The sequence below is a fragment of the Pseudomonas fuscovaginae SE-1 genome (assembly GCF_000364705.1).
In the GTDB taxonomy this organism is placed as follows: Bacteria; Pseudomonadota; Gammaproteobacteria; order Pseudomonadales; family Pseudomonadaceae; genus Aquipseudomonas; species Aquipseudomonas fuscovaginae_A.
The window spans coordinates 1-8,326 of sequence record NZ_AQOH01000033.1 but is presented as its reverse complement, the minus strand read 5'-3'; the positions used below and the strand labels follow the sequence as shown (position 1 = coordinate 8,326).

Here is an 8,326-nt window from a genome sequence, read left to right as displayed (position 1 = left end):
CCGACGACCATCTCCAGGCCACGCTCGACGCAGATCGCCACCCGGCTGTCCGGTCCCACGCCCTGCTCGCGCAGGTGGTGGGCCAACTGGTTGGCGCGCTGGTTCAAGGCGCGATAGGTCAGGTGCTGCTCGCCCGCCTGCAGCGCCAACGCTTGCGGCGTCCGCTCCACCTGGTCCTGGAACAGGCCATGGAGGGTCTGCTCCAGGTCGTAGCCGATTTCGGTGGCGTTGAAATCGGCCAGCAGGTGCTCGCGTTCAGTCGCATCCAGCAGGTCGATCCGCGCCAGCAGGCGCTGGTCGTCGGCGACCATGGCCCGCAGCACGCGTTCGAAATAGCCGGCATGACGCTGCATCGTCGACTCGTCGAACAACGCCGTCGCGTACATCAGGCCACCGCTGATGCAGCCCTGCGTCTCACCCAGGTTCAGGGACAGATCGAACTTGGCGAAATGCCCCGTGGCGGCGATCCCCTCCAGTTGCAGGCCGCCCGGCAGCGCTTCGGCGCTCTCGCCCGCCTGCCAGGTCAGCAGGGTCTGGAACAACGGGCTGTGGGCCAGGCTGCGCGCCGGCCGGATCAGTTCCACCACCTGCTCGAACGGCAGGTCCTGATGCGCCTGGGCGTCAAGGACGCGCTGGCGAACCTGCGCCAGCAGCCCGGCGACGTTGCCGGCAGCGGCCGCATCGAGACGAATCGCCAGGGTGTTGACGAACAGCCCGATCAACCCCTCGATCTCCGCGCCCTGGCGGCTGGCGACCGGCGAGCCGATCACCACCTCGTCCTGCCCGGCCAGACGGCTGAGCAGCACTGCCCAGCCAGCCAACAGGATCATGTACAGCGTCAGTCCATGGCGCTGGCCGAGGGCCCTGAGCCCGGCGCTCAACGCCGCGTCGAAGTGGATCTCGACCTGGCCCCCGGCATAGTCCTGGCGCGCCGGACGCGGCCGGTCCGTGGGCAGCATCAACAGGGCCGGCGCACCGCCCAGGGCCTGTTGCCAGTAGGCGTTCTGCCGCGCCAGCACGTCACCGCTCAACCACTGCCGCTGCCAGATGGCGAAGTCGCCGTACTGCAACGCCAGCGGCGGCAGCGGGTCGCTCTCGCCGCGGCTGAAGGCGGTGTAGAGCACCACCAGCTCGCGGGTCAACACGTCCATCGACCAGCCATCGGAGATGATGTGGTGCAGGGTCAGCAGCAGCACGTGATGCTCCTCGCCGAGGATCACCAGCCGGCCACGGATCAACGGCCCCCGCGCCAGGTCGAACGGCGCGCGGGCTTCATCGTCGATCAGCCCCTCCAGGGCCATGGCGGCCCGCGGATGCTGGCGCAGGTCCTCGACCTGCAGCAGCAGGCCGGCCTCGGCGGGGGCAATCAGCACCTGGGGTGTTTCGTCGCATTCGACAAAGCGGCTGCGCAGGGTTTCGTGACGCGAGACGATGGTCGCCAGCGCCTGTTGCAGGGCCGTCACCTCCAGTCGCCCGCGCAGGCGCAGGGCGACGGGAATGTTGTAGGCGCTGCTGGCGCCTTCCAACTGGGCCAGGAACCACAGGCGCTGTTGGGCGAATGACAGCGGTAGCGCGCCATCACGGGGAGCCGCGACGATGGCCGGCAGGCTGACCTGCGCGCCGTTCTGAAGAAACCGCGCCACGGCCGCCAGCTCGGGATTGGCGAACAGCTCGCCCAACGGCAGTTCACGCTGCAGTTGCAGGCGTACCTGTGAGACCATGCGCATCGCCAGCAGCGAGTGGCCGCCCAACTCGAAAAAGTGGTCCTGGCGACCGACCCGCTCGACCTGCAGCAACTGCGCCCAGATCCGCGCCAGGGTGGTCTCCAGCTCGCCCTCGGGGGCGTGGTAGTCGCGCTGTGACAGCGCCTCCAGCGCCGGCGCCGGCAGCGCCCGGCGGTCGAGCTTGCCATTGGCGGTGAGGGGCAACGCGTCCAGCCGTACATAGGCCACCGGCACCATGTATTCCGGCAGTTGCGTGGCCAACTGCGCCCGCAGCTCACCCGGCTCGGGCAGCCCACCGGGCAGCGTCGCGGTGAGATAGGCCACCAGGCGCACCTGGCCCGGTTCGTCCTCACGGGCCACTACCACCGCTTCACGCACGCCCGCCAGGCGACCGAGGCTGGCCTCGATCTCGCCCAGTTCGATCCGTACGCCACGAATCTTCACCTGATCGTCGTTGCGCCCCAGGTACTCGATCGAGCCATCGGCGCGCCAGCGGGCCAGGTCGCCGGTACGGTACATGCGCGCCTGCGGCACCGTGCTGAACGGGTCGTCGAGAAAACGCTCGGCGGTCAGTTCCGGACGATGCAGATACCCGCGCGCCACCCCGGCGCCGCCGACATACAACTCGCCCGCCACCCCCACCGGCACCGGACGCCGTTGTTCGTCCAGCAGATAGATGCGCGCGTTGGCGATCGGCCGACCGATATGCAGCAGCCCGTTCGGCTCGACCCGCCCGGAGGTCGCCACCACCGTGGCTTCGGTCGGGCCGTAGTTGTTGATCACCGCGAAGCCCGGGTCCTCGGCGAACTGCCGCAGGCGGTCACCGCCGATCAGCAGGGTCCGCAGGGTCGGATGACCACGGCCCTGGCCGAAGGCATATTCGGCCACCGGGGTCGGCAGGAACGCCACCTGCAACGGCTGCGCCCGCCACCAGTCGAGCAGGCCATCCAGCTCGCCGTTGCCCAGGCCCGCCGGTGGCAGGTGCAGGGTCGCGCCCACGCACAGCGCCGGCCAGACCTCCCAGGCCATGGCATCGAAACCGACGCCGGCAACGCAGGCGGTGTGGCTGCCGGCATGCAGATCGAAGGCCGCACAGTGCCAATGCACCAGGTTCTCCACGGTGCCGTGCTCGACCATCACGCCCTTGGGCAGCCCGGTGGAGCCGGAGGTGTAGATCACATAGGCCAGGTGCCCGGCACCGAGCCCCGCCACCAGCGGGTCGCTGGCGGGCTGGTCGTGCCAGGTCGGCCGGTCCAGATCGACCAGCGGCACCGCCAGTTCGCCTGGCAGCTCGCGGGTACTGCCCTGGACCAGCACCGCCAGCGGTGCGCTGTCTTCGAGCAGATAGCGGATGCGCTCCGCCGGATGGGCCGGATCGACCGGGACATAGGCGCCACCGGCCTTGAGAATCGCCAGCAGGCCCACCAGCATGCGCGGCCCGCGGGGTACGCAGATCGCCACCCGTTCATCGGCCTGCACTCCCAGTGCCCGCAGATGATGAGCCAACTGGTTGGCCTGGCGGTTGAGTTCGCGGTAGCTCAGCGCCTGCCCGTCCATGCGCATCGCCACGGCATCCGGCGTGCGCTCGACCTGGGTTTCGAACAGGCCGTGCAGGGTCTGCCCGCGCGGGTACGCGACCTGGCAGGCGTTGAAGTCCTGCAGCAACTGCAGGCGCTGCGCGTCGTCCAGCAGGTTGGCCTGGCCGAGGCTGGCCTGGTCGTTATCGACCATGGCCTGCAGCACACCACGCAGATAACCGAGATAACGTTCGATGGTAGTGGCGTCGAACAGTGCCGTGGCATAGGTCAGCGAGCCCACCAGTCGCGCGCCGCCATCGCCCAGGTCGAGGGCCAGATCGAACTTGGCGAACTGGCCGCCGCCGGCCATGGCCTCCAGTTGCAGGTCACCCAGTTGCAACGTCGCCTCATCGTGGTTCTGCCAGGAGAACATGCTCTGGAACAACGGGCTGTGGGCCAGACTGCGTTCTGGCCGGGTCAGCTCCACCACCTGCTCGAACGGCAGGTCCTGGTGGGCCTGAGCCTGCAGGGTGCGCTCGCGCACCTGGGCCAGCAGCGCCTCGACCGTCTGCTGCGGGGAGACATCGAGGCGGATCGCCAGGGTGTTGACGAACAGCCCCACCAGGCCTTCCACCTCGGCTCGCTGACGGTTGGCCACCGGCGAGCCGATCACCAGGTCGTGCTGTCCGCTGAGACGTCCCAACAGCATGGCCCAGGCGGCCAGCAGGGTCATGTAGGGGGTGGTCCCGTGACGCTGGCCAAGAGCCCTGATCGCGGCGCTCAGCCGCTCGTCCAGGGTGAAACCGAGGGTGGCCCCGGCGTAGTCCTGGCGGGCCGGGCGCGGCCGGTCGGTGGGCACCATCAGCAGAGCCGGCGCACCGGCCAGGGCCTGTTGCCAGTAGCTGCCCTGGCGCTGCAACAGCTCGCCTTCGAGCCAGCGCCGTTGCCACACGGCGAAGTCGCCGTACTGCACCGCCAAAGCCGGCAACGGATCATCCTGACCGTGGCGGAAGGCCTCGTAAAGCGCCATCAGCTCGCGGGTCAGCACCCCCATCGACCAGCCATCGGAGACAATATGATGCAGGGTCAGCAGCAGCACATGGTGCCGGTCGGCCAGGCGCAGCAGGCGGCCACGGATCAGTGGCCCGTGTTGCAGATCGAACGGTTCACCGGCTTCCTCGCTCAGGCGCGCCTGGACGCAGGCCTGGGCATCGGCGGCCGTGCGCAGGTCCTCGGTGGCGAACCGCAGCCCCTGCCCGGGCGGAGCGATCTCCACCCGGGGTTCGTCGCCGTGCAGCACGAAACGGCTGCGCAGGGTCTCGTGACGCTCGACGATCCGCTCCAGCGCCCGCTGCAGCGCCTGGCTGTCCAGCGGGCCGTGCAGGCCGAGGCCGACCGGAATGTTGTAGGCGCTGCTCGCTGCGCCCATCTGCGCCAGGAACCACAGCCGCTGCTGGGCGAACGACAGCGGCAGCGCATGGTCCCGCGCCACCTCGAGAATGTCCGGCAAGGTACTGCGGGCCGCCTGGCCCAGCACCTCGGCCACCGCCGCCAGCTCGGCGTTGGCGAACAGTTGCGCCAGCGCCAGTTCCACCCCCAGGCGCTGGCGGACCTGCGCCACCATGCGCATCGCCAGCAGCGAATGCCCGCCCAGCTCGAAGAAATGATCGCGACGACCGACCCGCCCGACCTGCAGCACCTCGCTCCAGATCTGCGCCAGGCTGATTTCCAGTTCGCCCTCGGGCGCCTCGTACTCGCGGGTGAACAAGGCATCCAGCTCGGGCTTGGGCAGCGCCCGTCGATCGAGCTTGCCGTTGGCCGTGAGCGGCAGCGCGGCCAGCTTCACATAGGCGGCCGGCACCATGTAGTCCGGCAGATGGGCCTGCAGCCAGGCGCGCAGCTCGGCGGTCTCCAACGCGTCGACCCGCGCCTGCTCGGTGAAATAGGCCACCAGCCGTGGCTGCCCCGGCTGGTCCTCGCGGGCCAGCACCACCGCTTCCTGGATACCGGGAAGCTGGTTGAGCCGGCTCTCGATCTCGCCCAGCTCGATGCGCATGCCGCGGATCTTCACCTGGTCGTCGTTGCGTCCCAGATACTCGAGGGTGCCGTCGAGCTGCCAGCGGGCCAGGTCGCCGGTGCGGTACATGCGCGCCCGGGGATCATCGCTGAACGGATCGCGGAGAAAACGCTCGGCGGTCAGTTCCGGGCGGTCGAGATAACCGCGGGCGACACCGGCACCGCCGACATACAGTTCACCAGCCACACCCAGCGGTACCGGGCGCTGGCGCTCGTCCAGCAGGTAGACCCGCGCATTGGCCATCGGCTTGCCGATATGCAGCAACTGCCCGGCCTCGACCCGACCCGAGGTGGCGACCACCGTGGCTTCGGTCGGGCCATAGTTGTTGATCACCTCGAAGGTCTGGTGACGGCTGAACTGGCGCAGGCGGTCGCCACCGATCAGCAGCGTGCGCAGGGTCGGGTGTTCGAGGTTGCGGGCGAAGGCATGTTCGGCGATCGGCGTCGGCAGGAAGCTGACGTCCAGCGGCTGCGCGCACCACCAGTCGAGCAGGCCGTCGACATCCTCGCCGGCCTCGGCCGGCGGCGGCAGGTGCAGGGTCGCCCCGGCGCACAGGGCCGGCCAGACCTCCCAGGCCATGGCGTCGAAGCCGAAACCGGCGACGCTGGAGGTATGTCGTCCCGGGCACAGATCGAAGGCCGTGCAGTGCCAGTCCACCAGGTTCGACACGGTATGGTGCTCGACCATCACGCCCTTGGGCAGACCGGTGGAACCGGAGGTGTAGATCACATAGGCCAGGTGTCGGGGATCGGGGGTCGGCAACTGCCCACTGGCGACGGTGTGTTCCTGCCAGAACGGCCGGTCGAGGTTGATCACCGGCACCGCCAGCTCCGGCAGTCGGGCCAGCAGGTCGTCCTGGGTCATCACCGCCACCGGTGCGCTGTCGTCGAGCAGGTACCGCAGGCGCTCGGCGGGGTGGGCCGGGTCGATCGGCACGTAGCCGGCCCCGGACTTGAGGATCGCCAGCAGTCCCACCAGGGTATCGAGCCCGCGCCGGGCAACAATCGCCACGCGCTGGTCGGGGCGAACGCCGAGTTCGCTCAGGTGATGGGCCAGGACCTCGGCCTGCCGGTTCAACTCGGCATAGCTCAGGTGCCGCCCCTGGCACACCGCGGCCACCGCCTGCGGCTGTTCGGCGGCCCGGGCGGCGATGCGCTGATGCAGGGTCAGCCCCTGCGGGTAGTCGGCCTGGCTGGCGTTGAAGCCCTCCAGCAACAGCTCGCGCTCGTCCACCGGCAGGATCGACAGTTGCTCCAGCAACGCCTGGGGGCTCTGTTCGAGGGCCTGCACCAATTGCTCCAGGGCCGTGCGCATATAGTCGCAGACCCGCTGCCCGTCGATCTGCGAACTGGCCAGAAGGGCCAGGCGGAAGTCCTCGCCCTGATCGTCGACGCTCAGGGTCAGCGGGTAGTTGGTGCGCTCCTCGGAACTCAGCGGGGTGATGCCGTGCCAGGCCGAGGCTGCGTCGGTCGTGCTGGCCGCCACCGCCACGCCGTTGTGCCGGTAGTTGAGCAGGCTGCTGAACAGCGGCGTCGGCACCTCGACCCCGCTGCAGCGTTGGGCCAGCGCCAGCGGTGCATGCTCGTGACGCATCAGCGCGGTGAGCCGGGCCTGAGTCGCCCGGACCCCGGCCTGCACCGTCAGGCCACCGATATCGACCCGCACCGGCAGCGTGTTGATGAAGATCCCCAGCGCCCGGTCGCCATCGCCACCGCCCTGCATGCGGCCCATCAGCACCGTGCCAAAGACCACGCTGCGCCTGCCCGACAACGCCGCCAGCACCTGGCCCCAGGCCAGGTGGAACAGGCTGGCGACACTCGCCCCCTGCTGTCGGGCCAGGGCCCGCAGCCGACGGTTGAGCCGCGGCTCCAGCGCCAGGCTGAATTCGTCGATGGCCGTGCCGTCGCCCTGCACGTCCTGCAGGCCGTAGGGCAAGGTCGGCTCGTCGATCTCCGCGAGCATCTCGCGGAAGAAACTTTCATGCTCCGCCTGGCTGATCCCCAGGCGCGCCTGGGCCACATAGTTGCGAAACGGCACCGGCTGGCCCAGTTGCCCGCCCTGCCCGCGCAGGAACGCGCCCATCTCGTGGCGCACCACATCCAGTGCGCTATGGTCCAGGGCCATGTGGTGGAACAGCAGCATCGCCACCAGCCGCTGCGCGGCTTCATCGCGGGCGTACACCAGGCGGATCAGCGGCGCCCGGCTTACGTCGAGACGATAGTGGCGAGCGTCGAAACGCTCGTGCAACCGTTGCAGCGCCTCCCCCTCGCGCGGTTCGAGCAGCACCTCTTCCACCACCAGTTCAGCCTTGCGCCAGACCACCTGCACCGGGCTTTCCAGGCCCTCCCAGAGCACCGCGGTGCGCAGGATGTCGTGGCGGTCGATGACCTTCTGCAAGGCCTGCGCGAAAGCCGTCAGCCGCGCCGGGTCGGCAAAGGCGAACTGAGACTGCATGACATAGGGATCGCCCTGCGTCGCACTGACATGGTGGAACAGGATGCCTTCCTGCAACGGGGCCAGCGGATAGATATCCTGGACGTTGACGACCCCACCCGGGACCTGGGCGACGATCCGGTCGATCTGCTCCTGGTCCAGGCTGGCCAGGGGCAGCATCTGCGGGGTGATCCGGGTGGTCCCGGCGGCGATGGCGTTGGCCGGTACCGTCACCTGGCCGCTCGCCGCCGGCGTGTAGGCGCCGTCGCGGATCATCCCGATCAGCAGCGGTTTGTACTCGCGCAGGTGCGCCAGCAATTCAGGTTCGGTCAGTGCCTGCTTGTTGCCCTGTACGATCAGTTGATCGTTCCTGACAGCCAGTTGGACGCCCTTTGCCTTCAATATGGCCAACAGTTCCGTCACGTTCACAAGGCGATCTCCATTTTTTCGGTAATTGCGGCGTATCCGGCCAACGTCGGTTGTTCGAACAGCGCCCTCATGTCGGCTTCCATGCCTTCCTGGTGCAGACGGCCGATCAGGCTGACGGCCAGCAGCGAGTGCCCACCCAGCTCGAA

Annotated in this window: 2 protein-coding genes; both read right to left on the bottom strand. The window is 68.9% G+C overall.

Annotated features, from left to right (window positions below):
* The coding region (locus K675_RS0104370; RefSeq protein WP_017902291.1) for a non-ribosomal peptide synthetase at positions 1-8,180 on the bottom strand (8,180 nt) is incomplete at its 3' end.
* Positions 8,177-8,326: phosphopantetheine-binding protein (locus K675_RS34040; RefSeq protein WP_157383904.1), on the bottom strand; the 150-nt coding region annotated here is incomplete at its 5' end. The genes K675_RS0104370 and K675_RS34040, both read right to left, overlap by 4 nt.